The organism is Salmonella sp. A7, from assembly GCF_020181675.1.
Taxonomy (GTDB): domain Bacteria; phylum Pseudomonadota; class Gammaproteobacteria; order Enterobacterales; family Enterobacteriaceae; genus Salmonella; species Salmonella enterica.
Genome location: NZ_CP084001.1, coordinates 837,546 through 855,830, shown reverse-complemented (window position 1 = coordinate 855,830; position 18,285 = coordinate 837,546). Strand labels below are relative to the sequence as shown.

Here is an 18,285-nt window from a genome sequence, read left to right as displayed (position 1 = left end):
GCAAGAGACAGGTACGAAGAGCGTACCGAATAATCTCACCAATCAATACCTCTGGGATCTTGATTGTGGGCTTCGCGCGTCTGCATCGCCAGTCCGAAAACGCAAAGGAATAAACGGAAATGCAACGAGTTGTGTAAATTATCCGTTACTGTTACAGGTTCAGGCGAAACAAAAAAAAACCTGCGCATCTCTACGCAGGTTGGTGTAATTCGTGTGATCAACAATGACGTTGATTCCACCTATCAATACCTCTGGGATCACCACTCTATCAACCTGACTCGCTGGCCTGCCAGCAGACAATCGCAACAGCGCTTCGCAAACTGTAACGAAAGATTTGTATTGTCACTTTACAGACGCATTTCTCCCGTGCAGGTCACATTTGCCCGACACGGCGGGGCAAGAGGCTTGAACAGACGTTCATTTTCCGTAAAACTGGCGTAATGTAAGCGTTTACCCACTATAGGTATTATCATGGCGACCATAAAAGATGTAGCCCGACTGGCCGGTGTTTCAGTCGCCACCGTTTCTCGCGTTATTAACGATTCGCCAAAAGCCAGCGAAGCGTCCCGGCTGGCGGTGACCAGCGCAATGGAGTCCCTGAGCTATCACCCTAACGCCAACGCGCGCGCGCTGGCACAGCAGGCAACGGAAACCCTCGGTCTGGTGGTCGGCGACGTTTCCGATCCTTTTTTCGGCGCGATGGTGAAAGCCGTTGAACAGGTGGCGTATCACACCGGAAATTTTTTACTGATTGGCAACGGGTATCATAACGAACAAAAAGAGCGTCAGGCTATTGAACAGTTGATTCGTCATCGTTGCGCAGCGTTAGTGGTACACGCCAAAATGATTCCGGATGCGGACCTGGCCTCATTAATGAAGCAAATCCCCGGCATGGTGCTGATTAACCGCATTTTACCGGGGTTAGAACACCGCTGTGTCGCGCTGGATGACCGTTACGGGGCATGGCTGGCGACCCGACATCTGATCCAGCAAGGTCATACGCGTATTGGGTATATCTGTTCCAACCACACCATCTCTGATGCCGAAGATCGCCTGAGGGGCTATTACGATGCGCTGGCGGAAAGCCATATTCCGGCTAACGATCGGCTGGTGACGTTCGGCGAACCGGATGAAAGCGGCGGCGAGCAGGCGATGACTGAGTTATTAGGCCGCGGCAGAAATTTTACCGCGGTGGCCTGCTATAACGACTCGATGGCGGCTGGCGCGATGGGAGTATTAAATGATAATGGCGTGGGGGTGCCGGGCGAAGTATCGCTCATCGGTTTTGATGATGTACTGGTCTCACGCTATGTGCGTCCCCGACTGACCACCATTCGGTATCCGATCGTCACCATGGCGACACAGGCGGCGGAGCTGGCGTTAGCGTTGGCGGGGAAATGCCCTACGCCAGAAGTAACTCATGTATTTAGTCCGACACTGGTACGCCGACATTCGGTATCCACGCCGACGGATACCGGACACCTGTCGACAACCGATTAATCAGGGTAGCATGATGGCGACAATGCTGGATGTTTCCCGCCATGCGGGCGTATCAAAGGCCACCGTCTCACGAGTGCTGAATGGGACGGGGCAGGTAAAAGAAAGCACGCGCCAGAAAGTGTTTACGGCGATGCAGGCTCTGGACTATCGCCCCAACCTGCTGGCACGCTCGCTGGCGAATCGCACCAGCAACAGCATCGGTCTGGTCGTCTCTACGTTTGACGGCTTCTATTTTGGCAGTTTGTTGCGCCGGGCGTCGCGCCAGGCGGAGTTTCATAACAAGCAGTTGATCGTCACCGATGGTCACGATACGCCGGAACGAGAGCAGAAAGCCGTACAAATGTTGGCCGACAGACAGTGCGACGCTATTATTCTTTACACTCGCTATATGGATGAGCCGGCGATTTTGTCGTTGATTGACGCCACGGAAATGCCGCTGGTGATTATTAATCGCAACGTCACTCAGGCCCGCGATCGCGCTATTTTCTTCGAGCAGGAGACGGCGGCATTCCAGGCGGTGGAATATCTGATTACGCAGGGCCATCGCGATATCGCCTGTATTACGCTGCCTGTTCATACTCCCACCGGCACATCACGCGTAGCGGGTTATCGCAAGGCGCTGGAAAAATATGGCATTCCCTGGCAACCGGCAAAAGTGAAATACGGCGATTACACGCTGACGCGCGGCTATGACGCCTGCCGGGAATTACTGGAGGAAGGCGTCACGTTTAGCGCGCTATTCGCCTGTAATGATGACACGGCGCTGGGCGCGGCAAAAGCGCTGCGCCAGGCCGGATTACGCATCCCGCAGGATGTGTCGCTGTTTGGTTTTGACGATGCGCCGGGCGCAACCTGGCTTGAACCGGGGCTTTCAACAGTCTATTTACCCATCGAGGATATGATAGCCACCGCAATCGATCAGGCCGTTCGTCTGGCGAACAGCGAGCCGGTCGCCCCGATCCCGCCCTTTACCGGCACGCTGATTCTGCGCGAGTCCGTCGCCGCGGGCCCGTTTTTTCAACGTCCGGCCTAATGATGCGCTTCAGAACATCTCCAGCGCTAACAGCTCTTCAATGGTCTGACGACGGCGGATCAGCCGCGCCTGTCCATTGTCAAACAGCACTTCCGGCAGGAGCGGGCGGCTGTTGTAATTCGATGACATAGACGCGCCGTACGCGCCGGTATCGTGCAATACGAGGTAATCGCCGGGGATGACCGCAGGTAAGGCGCGTGTTTCAACCATTCCCCCTTCCTGCTGCGTAAAAACATCGCCTGATTCGCATAGCGGCCCGGCGACCACCGTCTCGACCCACGGGCCATTTTCAAGCGCGCGACCATCCGCCGCCAGCGCCGAAATACGGTGATAGCTACCGTACATCGCCGGGCGCATCAGATCGTTAAAACCCGCATCTACCAGCACGAAATGGCGGCTTCCCATCTGTTTTACGCTACGCACCTGCGTTACCAGCACGCCCGATTGCGCCACCAGAAAACGTCCGGGTTCGATCTCAAGTTTGACCGCATGTCCCAGATGGCGGGCGATTTGCTCGCGCGCTGCGTTCCACAGGCCATAGTAATGGCGCGTATCAACGGGCTCTTCTCCCTCACGATAAGGTATCGAGAGTCCGCCGCCTGCCGAAATCGCCTCCACATCCTGACCACATTCCAGCACCTGGCGTACCATCGCGCCGCAAACCTGCTCCAGATGGCCATAATCGACGCCGGAACCAATGTGCATATGGATACCGACAAGTTTCAGTCGGTATTTCTGCATTACCGCCAGCGCCGCTGGAAGATCGCTATGCCAGATGCCGTGTTTGCTGTTTTCGCCCCCGGTGTTGGTTTTCTGGCTGTGGCCGTGACCAAAGCCAGGATTCACGCGCAACCAGACGCGATGCCCAGGCGAAACCTGACCAAGCTGCGTCAGCATATCTACCGAGCCGGCATTGACCGGAATATGCAGTTCACTGACGCGCGCCAGCGTGGCGGCATCAATCACATCGGCGGTAAAAACGATATCATCAGGGCACGTTTGCGGATCGTAGCCCGCCGCCAGCGCACGTTCGATCTCTCCCAATGAAACAGAATCCACCTTGACGCCCTGCGCGCGCATTAAGCGCAGGATATGAATGTTCGAACAGGCTTTTTGCGCAAAACGCACGACGTCAAACTGCTGCAGGGCGGCTATCTGACGGCGAATAATGTGCGCGTCATAGACCCAGACCGGACAGCCGAATTCAGCAGGCAATCTGAGCAAATTTTCAGCGTTAAGGTCAGTTTCAGCGTAATAATGCGACAATGACATAACAAACTCCGGAACAGGCTTTTTAACGATTACGCCATACCTTAGAAAGAATAAAAAATATCGTTTTATTGTCAGTCTATGCAAAAATGATATGGGATAAATGATTCAGGAAAACGTATGGCTGCCGTTAATTTACGTCACATTGAAATTTTTCATGCCGTAATGACCGCCGGAAATCTCACCGAAGCGGCGCGGCTGCTGCATACCTCGCAGCCTACCGTCAGTCGCGAGCTGGCGCGTTTTGAGAAAGTGCTGGGATTAACGCTGTTTGAGCGCACACGCGGGCGTTTACATCCGACGGTGCAAGGGCTACGCCTGTTCGAAGAGGTACAACGCTCCTGGTATGGGTTGGATCGCATCGTCAGCGCGGCGGAAAGTCTGCGCGAGTTCCGTCAGGGCGAGCTCTCTATCGCCTGCCTGCCGGTCTTTTCACAATCCTTTTTGCCGCCGCTACTACCGCCTTTTCTGGCGCGTTATCCGGATGTCAGCCTGAATATTGTGCCGCAGGAGTCGCCGTTGCTGGAAGAGTGGCTCTCCGCCCAGCGCCACGACTTAGGGCTGACAGAGACGCTTCATGCCCCGGCAGGAACAACCCGTACCGAGTTACTAACGCTAAATGAAGTGTGCGTACTGCCCTGCGACCATCCGCTTGCCGCCAAAACGGTACTGACGCCAGACGATTTTCAGGGGGAAAACTTTATCAGCCTCTCCCGCCTGGACAGCTATCGACAGTTGTTGGATACGTTATTTGCCGAACATCAGGTGAAGCGCAGAATGGTGGTGGAAACGCATAGCGCGGCCTCCGTCTGCGCGATGGTGCGCGCCGGGGCGGGCGTTTCGATCGTTAACCCGCTAACCGCGCTGGACTATGCCGCCAGCGGCGTCACCGTTCGCCGCTTCAGCATTGACGTGCCCTTTACCGTCAGCCTGATTCGCCCGCTACACCGCCCCGCCTCCGCGCTGGTTGACGCCTTCAGTAAGCATTTACAAACGCACCTTTCGCGCCTGGTCGAACCGCTGGAGGTTATTCTGGGGCCGATGACGAAAGCATAAAGCTCACGGCATCTGCGGCATGAATTGCCGTGGTATCGAAAACCGGTAGCGCGCTTTGCGTCTGGGGAACAAGCAAACCTATTTCAGTGCAGCCAAAAATAACGCCCTGCGCGCCTTGCGCAGCCAGTTGTTCGATAACCTGTAAATAATAGTGGCGCGACGCGTCAGTGAATGTCCCCTGACAGAGCTCGTCAAAAATGACCTGATTGATACGCGCCCGATCGTCCGCCTCCGGCACGATGGTCTCAATCGCAAATTGCTGTTCCAGCCGCCCGCGATAAAAATCCTGCTCCATCGTATAGCGAGTCCCTAATAGCGCCACGCGATGCAACCCCTGACGGGCGATAGCTCGCCCGGTAGCATCCGCGATGTGTAGAAAAGGCAGAGAACAACGAGATTCAATAATGTGCGCGATTTTATGCATGGTGTTGGTACACAGCACAATGCCTTCTGCGCCCGCCTGCTGTAACCCCTGCGCGGCCTGCGCCAGGATATCGCCCGCTTTATCCCACTCGCCGCGGCGTTGACATACTTCAATATCGTGGAAATCTACGCTATGCAGCAGTAAGCTCGCCGAGTGCAGGCCTCCCAGCTGCTGTTTAATGCCTTCATTGATTAAACGGTAATAAGGGATAGTCGATTCCCAGCTCATCCCCCCCAACAGCCCGATCGTTTTCACTGCGCTCTCCTTTTTTTAAAGCATTATGGCAGTGAAGCAAACTTACACATCCGTTTCCAGTCTATTTTTCATCATGCCGGATAACAGGCGTCATCCGGCATGGGAGGGGTGATTACACGCCAATATTTCTTAGCTTCTCGCCCGCCATCAGCTTGCGTTCGATGTGCTCCAGGGTGACATTTTTGGTTTCCGGAATCAGCCAGAAAGTGATGCCGATAAAAGCGATATTCAGCGCGGTGTAAAGCCAGAATGTACCTGCCGCGCCAATGCTGTCCAACAGTGTCAGGAATGTCGCGCCGATGATCATGTTCGATACCCAGTTTGTCGTGGTTGAACAGGTAATGCCAAAATCACGGCATTTCAGCGGCTGGATTTCCGAACACAGTATCCACACCACCGGAGCGGCGCTCATCGCGTAACCGGCGATACACATCATCGTCATCCCAACGGAAAGCCAGGAGAGGCCGCTTGATGCCGTACCGTTATCAAACTGCATCAGGCAGTAGCCCAACACCAATGTCCCTAACGCCATTACGCTGAAACCGATTTTTAACGCCGGTTTACGCCCGGCCTTATCTACCGTAAAGACGGCGATAAACGTCGCGAACATAAAGGTCAGTCCGACCACCAGCGTAGCGATCATTTGCTGTTCCATGGTGGTAAAGCCGGCCATTTTAAAAATGCGCGGCGCATAGTACATAATGATGTTCATGCCGGTGAACTGCTGCATTGCCTGTAGCAGCATACCGAGGAACACGGCGCGGCGAACATTGCGGTTAGCTTTAAATAATGCCCACCCGCCCTGCTTGAGTTTGAGGCTTTCCCGAATCTCATTCAGTTCATCACGGGCTTTTTCCGAGGTATCGCGCAGCATACGCAGCACCTCTTCCGCTTCAATATGGCGACCTTTTTGCGCCAGCCAGCGCGGACTATTCGGCAGGAATACCACCAGAATAATGAGCAACACCGCAGGCAGCGCCAGTACGCCCAACATCGCGCGCCAGTTGCCGCTGTAGCTGAATGCCGTATCGGATAAAAAAGCCAGCACAATGCCTAACGTCACCATCAGTTGATACATACTGATCATTTTGCCGCGAACATTTTCACTTGCCATTTCAGATAGATAAAGCGGCGCGGTATAGGAGGCAATCCCTACTGCTACGCCCAGTATCACGCGGGCACCAATCAATACTTCCACGCTGGAAGCAAACGCCGACCCCAGCGAGCCGAGCACAAACAAAATCGCGCCAGCCATCAGGCTATACTTACGCCCCAGCCGGAATGAAAGCCAGCCGTTAAATAATGCGCCAATTGCCGCGCCAAGCATCATACTGCTGACGACCCATTCCTGCAGCCGGCTGGTCAGTACGAAATGGTCGGTAATAAAAGGCAGCGCCCCGGCGATAACGCCGATATCCAGACCAAATAACAGTCCCGCTACCGCTGCAGAAACCGAAACAAACATATTCATACGTCGTGTGTCGCGAAGCGAACGCGGCGTTAAAGCAGAGTCATGATTAATAGAGACCATATTTTCCTGCCACAACAGAGTAAGACATAGCCTGAAAGTACGGGATACTCTTCCTCAAGTGTCAGGCTGGAAACGGCATAAATATGGATTAAATGGCTACGCTATAGCGATATGTGATGGATATTACACTTTTTAAATTTAACGCCGTTGCCGGGTATTCTTTTAAACCACCAATATTTCAATGAATTAAAGCATTGATCATAGCTATTATTTAACAATATATGGATTAAGTTAAACCCCCAATATGGACTATGCTAATGAGATCATAAAAAACCCTGTACCAGGACAGGGCTTTATCAGTTTTTCGGCCAAAGAGTCGATTTTCCCAGAAACGCATTTGTCAGTAGCGGATTAACGCGCCAGCCAACCGCCATCTACCGCTATGGTATAGCCGTTAATATAATCAGCGGCGCTGGATGCCAGGAAGACTACCGGGCCCATTAAATCGCCCGGTAGCCCCCAACGACCAGCCGGAATACGGTCGAGAATTTCGGCGCTACGTTGTGCATCAGCGCGCAATTGCTGGGTATTATTCGTGGACATATAGCCCGGTGCGATGGCGTTCACATTGATATTGTGTTTCGCCCACTCGTTCGCCATCAGACGTGTTATTCCCATTACGCCGCTTTTCGACGCGGTATAAGACGGAACGCGAATGCCGCCCTGGAAGGAGAGCATAGACGCGATATTAATAATTTTGCCGCCGTTGCCCTGGGCAATAAAATATTTTGCCGCCGCCTGAGACATAAAGAACACGCTCTTGATGTTCAGGTTCATGACGTCATCCCAGTCTTTTTCCGTGAAATCAATCGCATCTTCACGACGGATCAAACCCGCGTTATTCACCAGAATATCAATATGACCGTATTCCGCCACCGCCCGTTCCAGTAATGCCGGAATACCATCGATTTGACGCAGATCGGCTGTCAGGCTTAAAAAACGACGTCCCAGAGCGGTGACGCGCGCAATAGTGTCCGTCGGTTCAACAATGTTAATACCGACAATGTCACAGCCCGCTTCCGCCAGCCCTAACGCCATCCCCTGCCCCAATCCGGTATCGCACCCCGTCACAACCGCGACTTTACCCTCAAGAGAAAATGCATTCAAAATCATTGTTAATCCTTATTTTTGTCATGCCTGTCACGCACAGGCGTTATCACCGGTCGCGACTAGCGCAGATCTTGTACCGCAACGTGATCCATGTCATCGAAGACCTGATTTTCTCCCACCATGCCCCAAATAAACGTATAGGCTTTGGTGCCAACGCCGGAATGTATTGACCAGCTTGGGGAAATAACCGCCTGTTCATTACGCATCACAATATGACGGGTTTCCTGAGGCTGCCCCATCATATGGAAAACGCAACTGTCTTCTTCCATATTGAAATAGAGGTAAACTTCCATACGGCGCTCATGGGTATGGCATGGCATGGTGTTCCATAGATTGCCGGGCGCCAGTTCGGTGAGTCCCATACTGAGCTGACAGGTTTCCAGTACATCCGGTACGAAGTATTTATTGATGGTGCGACGGTTACTGGTGAGGTTATCGCCTAAGGTGACGGGCGCAACGTCGGCAGGCGACACTTTTTTCGTCGGATAAGCGGTATGCGCTGGCGCGCAGTTGTAATAAAACTTCGCCGGTCTGCTCGCCTCATTGCTGACGAAGACCAACTCTTTCGCCCCTTTACCAATATACAGAGCATCACGATGACCAATGTCATGGCGCTGCCCGTCAACGATAATGGCGCCCGCGCCGCCAATATTAATGACGCCCAGCTCGCGGCGGTCCAGTAACCGGGAAACGCCAAGCTGTTTACCCACCTCTCCGCCGATTTCAACAGAATGGCTGACGGGCATAATGCCGCCGACAATAATACGGTCGATATGGCTGTAGACCATCGTATATTCATCAGCGACAAAAATATTTTCTATTAAAAACTCGCGTCGCAGCGCCTGGGTGTCCAGCGTTTTAGCGTGCTCGCTATGGATGCTTTGCCTTACGTCCACTTTTCCCTCCAATGATAAATCGATCGCAACGGCATAAAATCAAAACACTGTTTTGATTTATTTAACGGCATCATAGTCGCCTGGATGAAGGTTTTCAACAATAAATAAAACAACGTTTCATTTATATGGTTGGTTATTTTTAAAACTGCTGTAGCGATCACGAACGGCGCTAAAACTTACACACATGTCTGATTTTCAGACATGTGCGCCAGATGCTGTATGCGGTTACTCAGATAAAAATTGAAGCTTGTTTTAGAACGAGGTCTGATGTGCGAATTGAATTAAAAGCGGTATGCGTCTGCAATGCCCGACGCGGCAAGACGTTCCGCGCTATAACGAAAAAGGGGGTTCTGTTACTGGCTTTGCCCTCGTGATAGAGGGCTTTTTATGACGGAATAATGAAGCAGAAAAAGGATGGCTGGCGCAGGATCAATCGCGTTCAATGGTTAAAGCAACGCCCTGGCCGCCACCAATACACAGCGTCGCCAGGCCTTTTCGCGCGTCGCGTTTAACCATTTCGTGCACCAGTGAAACCAGAATTCGACAGCCGGAAGCGCCAATAGGATGCCCCAGCGCAATCGCGCCGCCATTAACGTTTACCCGTCGCTCATCCCATTCCAGCATTTTTCCTACCGACAACGCCTGGGCGGCAAACGCTTCGTTGGCTTCGATAAGGTCGACCTCCGCCAGTTGCCAGCCGGCACGCTCCAGACAGCGCCGGGTAGCATATACCGGCGCAATCCCCATTAGCGCAGGATCGACGCCGACGCTGGCAAACGCGCGGATGCGCGCCAGCACCGGCAGCCCCAGCGCCTGGGCTTTCGCCTCGCTCATCATCATCACCGCGGCGGCGCCATCGTTGATTGAGGAGGCATTACCCGCCGTCACCGAACCTAAACTATCAAACGCCGGATGCAGCAGGGCTAACCCCTCCGCACTGGCGTCGGCCCGCGGTTGTTCATCCGTATCGACAATTGCGGTCTGCCCATTACGTTGCGTGACGATGGGGACAATCTCATCTTTAAAACGTCCGGTATCAATCGCGGCCCTGGCTTTTTGTTGCGAACTGAGCGCATAAGCATCCTGTAACTCGCGGCTGATGCCATATTCCCGCGCCAGGTTTTCTGCCGTCACGCCAATGTGATAATCGTTGAAGGCATCCCATAAGCCATCATGTACCAGACTATCCACCAGATTGTCGGCATCAGGCAACGCGCCGGTACGGCTGTCATTGAGGACATGCGGCGCACGGCTCATATTCTCCTGCCCGCCCGCAATAACAATGTCCGCTTCGCCGCACTGAATAGCCTGCGTCGCCAGGTGCAACGCTTTTAAACCGGAACCACAAACGTCATTAATGGTAATGGCGGAAACGGTTGTCGGCAGCCCTCCTTTGATGGCTGACTGGCGCGCCGGATTCTGCCCGGCGCCAGCCGTCAGTACCTGACCGAGGATGACCTCATCGATAGCGTTAGCGTCCACGCCGGTGCGCTCAATTAACGCTTTTACGACCATGCTCCCCAGCTCGACGGCGGAATGACGGGCCAGCGTTCCCTGAAAACAGCCGATGGGTGTCCGTAAAGCCCCCACTATCACAACCTCTTTCATTACCACCTCAGCGCAAAATGACACCGCCATAGTAGAGCATTGTTAAAATTAGTTATCTTGATTGTTTAAAAAAAGTGAGTTTTATCACAAAGGAAATGACGCTGATTTGACGGTGACGCAGCTTATTTCTGCTGCAAATGGTAGCGAAGCCAGTTCCCCGCCGTTCCGGGCGGCGTTTTCTTGTTCCACAGCAAATCAATAGCAATCGCCCTCGGCCAGCCAGGAACATCCAGCTGCGCCAGCGGTTTTTCCGCCGCAAACTCTTCCACCAGCGCGCAGGGCAATACGCACCAGCCAAATCCCTGAACCGCCATGCTCAACAGCAATAAATAGTTTGGCGCTGACCAGGCCGGGCCGCGCGTAATGTTGGCGTTAGATTCAAGGTAGGTATTCAGACGCAGCTCGCGCCAGGTATGCAGTTGCTCCCATTGCAGGTTCGTCTGCGACGCCAACGGATGCGTGGTCGCCACATAAACCCCCATCCAGCTTTGAACAGGCAGACGCGTCGCGCCAATGTTTGTGGGATAGTCATCACGCGCTTCAATCAGGCCTATCTGGGCGCGCCCTTTTTGCAGCAGGTCGATGACATCATCATTTTCTCCGATCAAACATTCAAACTCGGTATGCGGAAATTGACGATCAAACTGCGCCATTAACTCTTCCAGACTGTCAGGGTGCAGGGTATCAGAGAGGACGAACGTGAGCCTTGCCTCCGTCTCGCCGGATAACGTCAGCGCCACCTCATCCAGACGGTCGCTCGCCGATAAAATAGCCTGAACATAGCTAAGCACCCGTTTTCCTTCTTCGGTCAGAACGGGCTGGCGCGAAGATCGATCAAATAATGAAAATCCCAGATCCGCCTCCAGATGCGCAATGGCGGTACTAATGGTGGACTGGCTTTTACGCAGGCGGCGCGCCGCCGCAGAAAACGAACCGCAAGAGACGGTCTCAACAAATGCCATTAACGCTTCAGGTGAGTAACGCATAACATATCTATTTTATCGATGGATGTTATCTTTTAGGTATCACATTAAACGATAAAATAGCGGAAATTTCTTTAGTTTGATTAAGAGTAAGGTTTTTTCGTTTATGCAACATGACGCCATACAACGTCGCTCGCTGCCGGAGCGTATTCTCCATGCTGTCTGTTTTGAAGGTATTGCGACTGCGATACTGGCGCCAACGACCGCCTGGCTAATGCAGCGCTCGGTGCTGGAGATGGGCGGCCTGACGATATTGCTGGCAACGACGGCCATGATCTGGAATATCATTTATAACGCTCTGTTTGATCGACTGTGGCCTGCGCATCAGGTGAGACGAACCGCCAAAGTGCGCGCACTCCATGCGTTAGGATTTGAAAGTGGGTTTATTGTCATTGGCGTGAGTATTGTCGCCTGGGTACTGAATGTCAGCCTGCTACAAGCATTCACCCTGGAAATTGGTTTCTTCCTGTTCTTTTTGCCGTACACGATGCTGTACAACTGGGCGTACGATGTTTTACGCCAGCGAATAGTGACCCGCCGCCAACAGCGCGTTAGTGCATGATATTGCTCTTTTTTGCCGGGATCGCAACGCTCCCGGCCCTCCTCCTCCACGACATCCATCTGCTTAAAACGCCCCCAACTGACGCTATTTATGGTAAATTGCGCTTCTTTTTGTGTGTTTTATAGTTGATAAATTCAAATAATGTCTAAAATTTGGTCAAAAGATGAGACTCTCTGGAGTTTTGCATTATACGGAACGGCTGTAGGCGCAGGCACTCTTTTCCTTCCCATCCAGTTGGGATCGGCAGGCGCAATCGTGCTATTTATTACCGCGCTGGTCGCCTGGCCTCTAACATACTGGCCGCATAAGGCGCTGTGTCAGTTTATTCTTTCCTCAAAGACTTCTGCCGGTGAGGGAATTACTGGCGCCGTTACTCATTATTACGGCAAGAAAATCGGCAATATTATTACCACGCTTTATTTCATTGCGTTTTTTGTCGTGGTATTAATTTATGCTGTGGCGATTACCAATTCCCTGACAGAGCAATTAGCGAAGCATATTCAGATAGATATTCGCATCCGGATGGCAGTTAGCTTCGGCGTAGTACTTATCCTGAATATGATTTTCTTAATGGGAAGACATGCCACTCTTCGCGTAATGGGCTTTTTAGTCTTTCCACTTATCGCTTACTTCTTGTTCCTTTCGCTCTACTTAACCGGAAGCTGGCAACCCTCGTTACTGACCGGGCAGATGTCATTGGATAGTCACACGTTGCATCAGGTATGGATTTCTATTCCGGTGATGGTTTTTGCTTTTAGCCATACGCCCATTATTTCGACGTTTGCCATCGACAGACGGGAAAATTTTGGCGATCAGGCCATGGATAAATGCAGAAAGATCATGAAGGTCGCCTACCTGATTATCTGCCTGAGCGTGCTATTCTTTGTCTTTAGCTGCCTGCTCTCCATTCCGCCGTCATACATTGAAGACGCGCGCAACGAAGGCGTTACCATCCTTTCCGCGCTCTCGATGATGCCCAATGCGCCGGCCTGGCTCTCTATTTCCGGTATTATCGTTGCCGTCGTGGCCATGTCGAAATCTTTCCTCGGCACCTATTTCGGCGTCATCGAGGGCGCAACCGAAATGGTAAGAACCACCCTACAGCAGGTTGGCGTGAAAAAAAGCCGGGCGTTCAATCGCGCGCTGTCTATCATGCTGGTTTCCGGGATTACGTTTATTATTTGCTGTATTAACCCGAATGCCATCTCTATGATTTATGCCATTAGCGGCCCGCTCATTGCGATGATTCTGTTTATTATGCCCACGTTGTCAACGTACCTGATACCGGCATTGAAACCCTACCGTTCAGTAGGTAATTTCATTACGTTGGTCGTCGGTTTACTTTGCGTATCGGTGATGTTTTTCAGCTAAAGTAAAAGATAGCCGGGATATAACTCCCGGCTATTTTATATAAGAATCCAGCACCTTTAATATTACGTCCAGATCTTCTTCACGTCTGGCTTCATCACTCTGATGAACGATATGCTCGGTCAGATGCCCTTTAATCACCTCGCGCATTAAGCCATTTACCGCGCCGCGAATCGCCGCGATCTGTTGTAACACGGCCGCGCATTCATGCGGTTCATCCAGCATTTTTTTTAGCGCTATCACCTGTCCCTGAATCTTGCTGGTTCTGGCTTTAAGCTTTTGTTTGTCCCGGATGGTATGTGACATTGCAACACCTCACTAACATTAACGAATACAAATTATAGCATTACGATGCTACTGGGGGGTAGTATTCCATACTGGGGGGGAGTAGAATGACACCCACATAAAACAACTAAGAATCATTCTCATGGGTGAATTTTCGACACTTCTTCAGCAAGGAAACGGCTGGTTCTTCATTCCCAGCGCCATTTTATTAGGTATTTTGCACGGGCTTGAACCAGGGCACTCCAAAACTATGATGGCGGCTTTTATCATTGCCATTAAAGGTACGGTTAAACAGGCCGTCATGCTCGGTCTGGCAGCAACGCTTTCTCATACCGCGATCGTCTGGTTAATCGCGCTGGGTGGGATGTATCTTAGCCGGGCATTCACCGCACAATCAGTGGAACCATGGCTGCAGTTAATTTCTGCGATTATTATTCTGAGCACCGCGTGCTGGATGTTCTGGCGGACATGGCGAGGCGAGCAGCAGTGGCTGGCGGGAAACCACCATCACGACCACGACCACGACCACGACCACGACCACGACCACGACCACGACCATCATGGTCACATACATCCGAAAGGCGCAACGTCAAAAGCGTATCAGGATGCCCATGAACGCGCCCATGCTGCCGATATTCAACGCCGTTTTGATGGTCAAACAGTGACTAATGGACAGATCCTGCTGTTCGGCCTGACCGGAGGGCTTATCCCCTGTCCGGCTGCGATCACCGTTTTACTGATTTGTATCCAGCTTAAAGCGTTTACGCTGGGCGCCACGATGGTGCTGAGCTTTAGTCTTGGCCTGGCATTAACGCTGGTGACGGTAGGCGTGGGCGCGGCGATAAGCGTTCAACAGGCAGCAAAGCGCTGGAGTGGTTTTTCGACGCTTGCCCGGCGGGCGCCCTATTTTTCGAGCATTCTGATTGGTCTGGTCGGCGTGTATATGGGAATTCATGGCTATACCGGGATCATGCAGTAAATATATAACGCTTCTGCTCAGGCCGTATCATTCACTTCGGGTTTCATTCCAGAAGCGTTTTTACTTATCAAACGGTATGAAAGGCCATACATTCAGCGTCCCGCCTGAATTCTGTATTTTACTCCACTACACCACAGGCAAAACATGCCCCACCGCCACCGGGTGTAGCCGGAGTGTCAGTGTTTCTGGATAGGGTCGCCGGAGGCGGGTTATTGCGGAGCGATAAACGGAGTTCGCTGCAGTGATTTACAAAACCGGGTACCAAACAGCAGTTCCCGTAATCGGTTCCGCATTCCCAGCTTCACCAGTAACCGGTATTTGTCCTGCCAGATTTGCTTCTCCTGCGTATTCAGCCTTCCACACAACGCTGACAACCTTCCCCGTCCACGGTAAACTTCCTGAAGCAAGCGTAACTGGGCCAGGCTCACTCCGCATGCCAGTATCTCCCGGTGCATCAACTGGTCCATATAGTTCATCAACCGCTTCGGATTGTTAAATATCGCTGGCACTTCCAGAAAGCCCGTCACCGGAGCCGGAGATAACAAAAAGGCGTCCAGCTCTCCTGTCCTGCGCAGGCGTGCCCCCCCGGCCCACTGTTCATCCCGCCGCCACCGAATAAGTATCTCCGCCAGTTCCTGCTCCAGCAGTGCCGGGATGCCGCCGTATACCTTCAGTACCACCCGGTCGCTGAAAAACAGCTCATCGCTGATAATCATAACCGGGTAGTCCGGCAGTATCTGTCTCAGGGAATAGAACAAAAAGAGATGTTCACGGGGACGCAGACACAGTATCAGTATGGCCTCCGGTTTCCGACGTAATTGCTGCAACAGAACAGGCAGACTGTATGCGGTTTCACAGTTGCAGCCCGGCAGAAATCTCCGGATCAGGTGTGCCACGGCGATCGTCACCGGCCAGCAGTCACCGTAAACGATAATCTGCCGGGCCGGTATCCGGTTATGTTCCGTCATCCTCATCCTCATCCTCCTTCTTTTTCAGGATCTTCCCCGCATTTCTGTTACTGCACAGCCGGTTCCACAGTTCATTTGCCATCGACCTGTCACCATTACCGACCCGGCGTTTTGATACCGGCGGCGGTCCGGCTTTTTCACGGCGCGTGGACGGGGTGGGACTGTCAAGAACCCGGATAACATAAATCTCATAGCGTCGTGCTTTATTGGGCAGGGTCTGGTGACGGCAGATGCTGACCACCCGCGATGTTTTGCTTCGCAGATAGGCAATCAGGTAGCTGGCCCGTCTGGCCGTGATGTGAAACGCCTCTGCTATCTGGTTACGCTGAACCCAGTTCTGCTGCAACAGGCACCAGTGTGCCACGATGATATACAGGGGCTCGCCGGCATACTGGCGGACACTTACCGGAATAAAACAGGCATCATGGTTGGTCTGTCCGGGATAATGAATATCGTTACCTGAAAAAACTATCTTCCCTTTTGATTTATCAGAAGACATGCAAACTCTCCGTTTTTTTAGTGAAAAAGACCGAGAAGAAAAAATAATCATAAAGATAAATTTATAGCTATTTTTTAATTAACTATCAGGAAATGGTATTTAATCCTGCTAATTGTAAGTAACAATCACTGTCATTGCGGCTGAAAAAGCACCTGTTTTAATTACCGCACCGGGTATAGCTTCGACCTTTGCTTTATACTGTTTTATAATTCTGCCACCGGCACCGTTATCAAGATGGATAGATCCCATATCTGTTTTCACATTAAATTTAACTGGTGTGTTATTATCCACATCCATTACCGACAGTCTGAAACCATTGTTTTCTTGTTTATTATTCTTAAGAATCACGGTGCTGTCAGCATCTGCCAGTGTCAGACCGTTGGTCCTGAACTCTATAGCCAGTGGGGCGACGAATGGGATCTGCGTTCCGACATTCTGTTGTGCTGTAACGGTGAAAGGTACTTCCCTGGGCACCAGGGTTTCCTTATATTCCGTATAAAAACGCCCCATATTGATAGTATTAGAAGGAGAGATAATAACCTTGCCTGAGTTGTCAGGAATAAACCTGAGATTAAACGCAGAAACAGTTAAAGGTCTGAATGGAACAGTCGGTGGTTCAACAGACAGTCCGGGTTGTGACGGGCTATAGGGATATATATTAATTTTACTTCCCGGAATGTTTATGTCCAAAAAATTATTATTGAAAACCTGTTCGACAAAAATATGTACTGTAATCGTTCCGCTCCGGTTATATGTTTTTTGCGCTTCCATACGTTGCCCGAATGCTTTTGAACTGGACCAGCCTGAAAACCCTGCCTGTATATCCCTCCACGTAAATGTCACGGGAGTCAAGCTCCCTTCCTGAACAACGATATCCATTCCAAGACCGCGATCTTTTAGCGCAGTGGCTACCTGTCTCATATCGGAAAGCGAAACTGCTGTAGAGTAAACAAGTGAATTAAAACTGCTCCATGTTGTAGTACAGGTATAACTTATGGGAACAGTAATCTTCTGCAGTTCCTGCCCTTGTAAATATTGTCCTCCCTTCAGACTGATATTCTGAATATTTACATTTCCATTGGCATCACATTTTGACCAGTCATAGTTTGCCCTCGCAGAATCACAGACAGCAAAGAAAAGAAACACACCTGACAGTATCAGTGATTTCATATTGAATAATCGTCCTGTCATGATGTCGCCCCTGCGTCCTTAAACGCGCAGTTCAGGGCATCGCAGGCGTAGCGGTTCATCTGCAGTCCACCGTAATCATCAATATACCCCACCCACAGCGTCCGGGTTTCTGCCGGCAGAACAGCCTTTAAAGGCAGGCTCCCCAGGGGCGGCACCATCACGCCCTCGCGGAAACCGCTGAGCCTGTGGCTACGGTCTGCTCCCAGCCACGCCACAGTGATGTAGTACGGCGTCGGGTTTCTGAGGGTCAGGTGTCCCGCATTCCGCTCAGCGGTCAGCTTTCTTTCCGGCTGGTCATTGCTGCTTCTGATAATGGCTTTCGGACGGTAAAACAGTTTCAGCTGGCTCTGCATGGCCAGCTGCAGGACGTTGTCGTCTTCCGGCTTCGGGGGAACGCCCCGCACGTTAAACCAGAACAGCGTTTCCCTGTCCTGAGGGAGCTTATCTGTCAGCCCACGAACCTGGGTGATACGGACCTGGGATTTCTGTCCGGCATCAATACGCTGCAGCGGCGGCAGCGCCATCAGCGCATCGGTTCTCACCCCGTCAGCATCCGTCACCCAGGACTGCGCCAGGAACGGCGTGGTTTTGTCATCGTTATTCAGCGTGATGGCCACCGTTTTCTGCGGCGCATCCATGATAATACGGGTCCGGTCGACATTGACGGCCGCCGGGCTGCACTGGCTCCATGCTGCCGCCAGCGCGAGTAAAATCACACGGCTTCTTCTGCTGTTTTTCACCTGTTTTCTCCGTTAGTCCTGCTCTGTG

Annotated in this window: 18 protein-coding genes; 6 read left to right on the top strand and 12 right to left on the bottom strand. The window is 52.0% G+C overall.

From position 1 onward, the window contains the following. The first annotated feature begins 471 nt into the window (after positions 1 to 471). Complete coding sequence (gene galR, locus LCS67_RS04120; RefSeq protein ID WP_000201030.1) at positions 472 to 1,500, top strand: HTH-type transcriptional regulator GalR; 1,029 nt, start codon at positions 472 to 474, stop codon at positions 1,498 to 1,500. 10 nt (positions 1,501 to 1,510) lie between these two features. After that, positions 1,511 to 2,533, top strand: coding sequence for a LacI family DNA-binding transcriptional regulator (locus tag LCS67_RS04115; RefSeq protein ID WP_000968338.1), 1,023 nt, complete (start codon positions 1,511 to 1,513; stop codon positions 2,531 to 2,533). Between the two features lie 9 nt (positions 2,534 to 2,542). Here the strand turns inward: LCS67_RS04115 and lysA are convergent, their stop codons facing one another. Next, positions 2,543 to 3,805, bottom strand: a complete 1,263-nt coding sequence (lysA, locus tag LCS67_RS04110; protein ID WP_000058915.1) for a diaminopimelate decarboxylase — start codon at positions 3,803 to 3,805, stop codon at positions 2,543 to 2,545. Between the two features lie 117 nt (positions 3,806 to 3,922). Here lysA and LCS67_RS04105 point away from each other — a divergent pair, with 117 nt between their 5' ends. Beyond that, complete coding sequence (locus LCS67_RS04105; protein WP_000741798.1) at positions 3,923 to 4,858, top strand: LysR family transcriptional regulator; 936 nt, start codon at positions 3,923 to 3,925, stop codon at positions 4,856 to 4,858. Here LCS67_RS04105 and LCS67_RS04100 read toward each other — a convergent pair. The 6 genes from LCS67_RS04100 to LCS67_RS04075 all read right to left on the bottom strand — a co-directional run bounded on the left by LCS67_RS04100 (position 4,830) and on the right by LCS67_RS04075 (position 11,668). After that, the gene (locus tag LCS67_RS04100; RefSeq protein WP_000848629.1) at positions 4,830 to 5,537 is read right to left on the bottom strand and encodes an aspartate/glutamate racemase; all 708 of its coding nucleotides are present in this window, start codon (positions 5,535 to 5,537) and stop codon (positions 4,830 to 4,832) included. The two genes, LCS67_RS04105 and LCS67_RS04100, sit on opposite strands and share 29 nt — an antisense overlap. A 112-nt stretch (positions 5,538 to 5,649) precedes the next feature. Continuing rightward, positions 5,650 to 7,068: an arabinose-proton symporter AraE gene (gene araE / locus LCS67_RS04095; RefSeq protein ID WP_031566436.1), complete on the bottom strand. Its 1,419-nt coding sequence runs from the start codon at positions 7,066 to 7,068 to the stop codon at positions 5,650 to 5,652. Between the two features lie 351 nt (positions 7,069 to 7,419). Continuing rightward, complete coding sequence (kduD, locus tag LCS67_RS04090; protein WP_000602478.1) at positions 7,420 to 8,181, bottom strand: 2-dehydro-3-deoxy-D-gluconate 5-dehydrogenase KduD; 762 nt, start codon at positions 8,179 to 8,181, stop codon at positions 7,420 to 7,422. Positions 8,182 to 8,237: 56 nt separating this feature from the next. Then, positions 8,238 to 9,074, bottom strand: a complete 837-nt coding sequence (gene kduI, locus LCS67_RS04085; RefSeq protein ID WP_000383274.1) for a 5-dehydro-4-deoxy-D-glucuronate isomerase — start codon at positions 9,072 to 9,074, stop codon at positions 8,238 to 8,240. 429 nt (positions 9,075 to 9,503) lie between these two features. After that, a complete protein-coding gene (locus LCS67_RS04080) occupies positions 9,504 to 10,682 on the bottom strand; it encodes an acetyl-CoA C-acetyltransferase (RefSeq protein ID WP_000665979.1) in 1,179 nt (392 codons plus the stop codon). 122 nt (positions 10,683 to 10,804) lie between these two features. After that, on the bottom strand, positions 10,805 to 11,668 hold the full coding sequence (locus LCS67_RS04075; RefSeq protein ID WP_001270779.1) for a LysR family transcriptional regulator: 864 nt from the start codon (positions 11,666 to 11,668) through the stop codon (positions 10,805 to 10,807). A 103-nt stretch (positions 11,669 to 11,771) separates the two neighbouring features. Between LCS67_RS04075 and LCS67_RS04070 the strand changes: the two genes are divergently transcribed. Together LCS67_RS04070 and LCS67_RS04065 are read left to right on the top strand one after the other, a co-directional pair. Then, the gene (locus tag LCS67_RS04070) at positions 11,772 to 12,227 is read left to right on the top strand and encodes a multidrug/biocide efflux PACE transporter (protein WP_001530217.1); all 456 of its coding nucleotides are present in this window, start codon (positions 11,772 to 11,774) and stop codon (positions 12,225 to 12,227) included. Positions 12,228 to 12,368: 141 nt separating this feature from the next. Next, a complete protein-coding gene (locus LCS67_RS04065) occupies positions 12,369 to 13,598 on the top strand; it encodes an amino acid permease (protein WP_000036828.1) in 1,230 nt (409 codons plus the stop codon). Positions 13,599 to 13,628: 30 nt separating this feature from the next. On the opposite strand, the gene rcnR is transcribed toward LCS67_RS04065, so the two are convergent. Next, positions 13,629 to 13,901, bottom strand: a complete 273-nt coding sequence (gene rcnR / locus LCS67_RS04060; RefSeq protein ID WP_000019953.1) for a Ni(II)/Co(II)-binding transcriptional repressor RcnR — start codon at positions 13,899 to 13,901, stop codon at positions 13,629 to 13,631. A 121-nt stretch (positions 13,902 to 14,022) separates the two neighbouring features. Here rcnR and LCS67_RS04055 point away from each other — a divergent pair, with 121 nt between their 5' ends. Beyond that, positions 14,023 to 14,859 (top strand): nickel/cobalt efflux protein RcnA, encoded by an 837-nt coding sequence (locus tag LCS67_RS04055; RefSeq protein ID WP_023226312.1) that lies wholly within the window; start codon positions 14,023 to 14,025, stop codon positions 14,857 to 14,859. Positions 14,860 to 15,068: 209 nt separating this feature from the next. On the opposite strand, the gene LCS67_RS04050 is transcribed toward LCS67_RS04055, so the two are convergent. The 4 genes from LCS67_RS04050 to stdC all read right to left on the bottom strand — a co-directional run bounded on the left by LCS67_RS04050 (position 15,069) and on the right by stdC (position 18,257). Further along, entirely contained in the window at positions 15,069 to 15,827 is a 759-nt protein-coding gene (locus LCS67_RS04050; RefSeq protein WP_000134782.1) for a transcriptional regulator, read from the bottom strand. Continuing rightward, positions 15,814 to 16,326 (bottom strand): CaiF/GrlA family transcriptional regulator, encoded by a 513-nt coding sequence (locus tag LCS67_RS04045; protein WP_001613584.1) that lies wholly within the window; start codon positions 16,324 to 16,326, stop codon positions 15,814 to 15,816. The genes LCS67_RS04050 and LCS67_RS04045 overlap by 14 nt, the downstream gene beginning before the upstream one ends. A gap of 108 nt (positions 16,327 to 16,434) precedes the next feature. Further along, the gene (locus LCS67_RS04040) at positions 16,435 to 17,517 is read right to left on the bottom strand and encodes a fimbrial protein (protein ID WP_000147767.1); all 1,083 of its coding nucleotides are present in this window, start codon (positions 17,515 to 17,517) and stop codon (positions 16,435 to 16,437) included. Next, entirely contained in the window at positions 17,514 to 18,257 is a 744-nt protein-coding gene (gene stdC, locus LCS67_RS04035) for a fimbrial biogenesis chaperone StdC (RefSeq protein ID WP_000798491.1), read from the bottom strand. The genes LCS67_RS04040 and stdC overlap by 4 nt, the downstream gene beginning before the upstream one ends. Positions 18,258 to 18,285 lie beyond the last annotated feature (28 nt).

Bases quoted from the DNA above. Each gene is read 5' to 3' on its own strand.
- LCS67_RS04065 (WP_000036828.1), top strand. From the start codon at position 12,369: ATGTCTAAAATTTGGTCAAAAGATGAGACTCTCTGGAGTTTTGCATTA.
- galR (WP_000201030.1), top strand. From the start codon at position 472: ATGGCGACCATAAAAGATGTAGCCCGACTGGCCGGTGTTTCAGTCGCC.
- lysA (WP_000058915.1), bottom strand. From the start codon at position 3,805: ATGTCATTGTCGCATTATTACGCTGAAACTGACCTTAACGCTGAAAAT.
- LCS67_RS04070 (WP_001530217.1), top strand. From the start codon at position 11,772: ATGCAACATGACGCCATACAACGTCGCTCGCTGCCGGAGCGTATTCTC.
- LCS67_RS04050 (WP_000134782.1), bottom strand. From the start codon at position 15,827: ATGACGGAACATAACCGGATACCGGCCCGGCAGATTATCGTTTACGGT.
- rcnR (WP_000019953.1), bottom strand. From the start codon at position 13,901: ATGTCACATACCATCCGGGACAAACAAAAGCTTAAAGCCAGAACCAGC.
- LCS67_RS04075 (WP_001270779.1), bottom strand. From the start codon at position 11,668: ATGCGTTACTCACCTGAAGCGTTAATGGCATTTGTTGAGACCGTCTCT.
- LCS67_RS04040 (WP_000147767.1), bottom strand. From the start codon at position 17,517: ATGACAGGACGATTATTCAATATGAAATCACTGATACTGTCAGGTGTG.
- LCS67_RS04045 (WP_001613584.1), bottom strand. From the start codon at position 16,326: ATGTCTTCTGATAAATCAAAAGGGAAGATAGTTTTTTCAGGTAACGAT.
- kduD (WP_000602478.1), bottom strand. From the start codon at position 8,181: ATGATTTTGAATGCATTTTCTCTTGAGGGTAAAGTCGCGGTTGTGACG.
- araE (WP_031566436.1), bottom strand. From the start codon at position 7,068: ATGGTCTCTATTAATCATGACTCTGCTTTAACGCCGCGTTCGCTTCGC.
- LCS67_RS04055 (WP_023226312.1), top strand. From the start codon at position 14,023: ATGGGTGAATTTTCGACACTTCTTCAGCAAGGAAACGGCTGGTTCTTC.
- LCS67_RS04080 (WP_000665979.1), bottom strand. From the start codon at position 10,682: ATGAAAGAGGTTGTGATAGTGGGGGCTTTACGGACACCCATCGGCTGT.
- LCS67_RS04105 (WP_000741798.1), top strand. From the start codon at position 3,923: ATGGCTGCCGTTAATTTACGTCACATTGAAATTTTTCATGCCGTAATG.
- LCS67_RS04115 (WP_000968338.1), top strand. From the start codon at position 1,511: ATGATGGCGACAATGCTGGATGTTTCCCGCCATGCGGGCGTATCAAAG.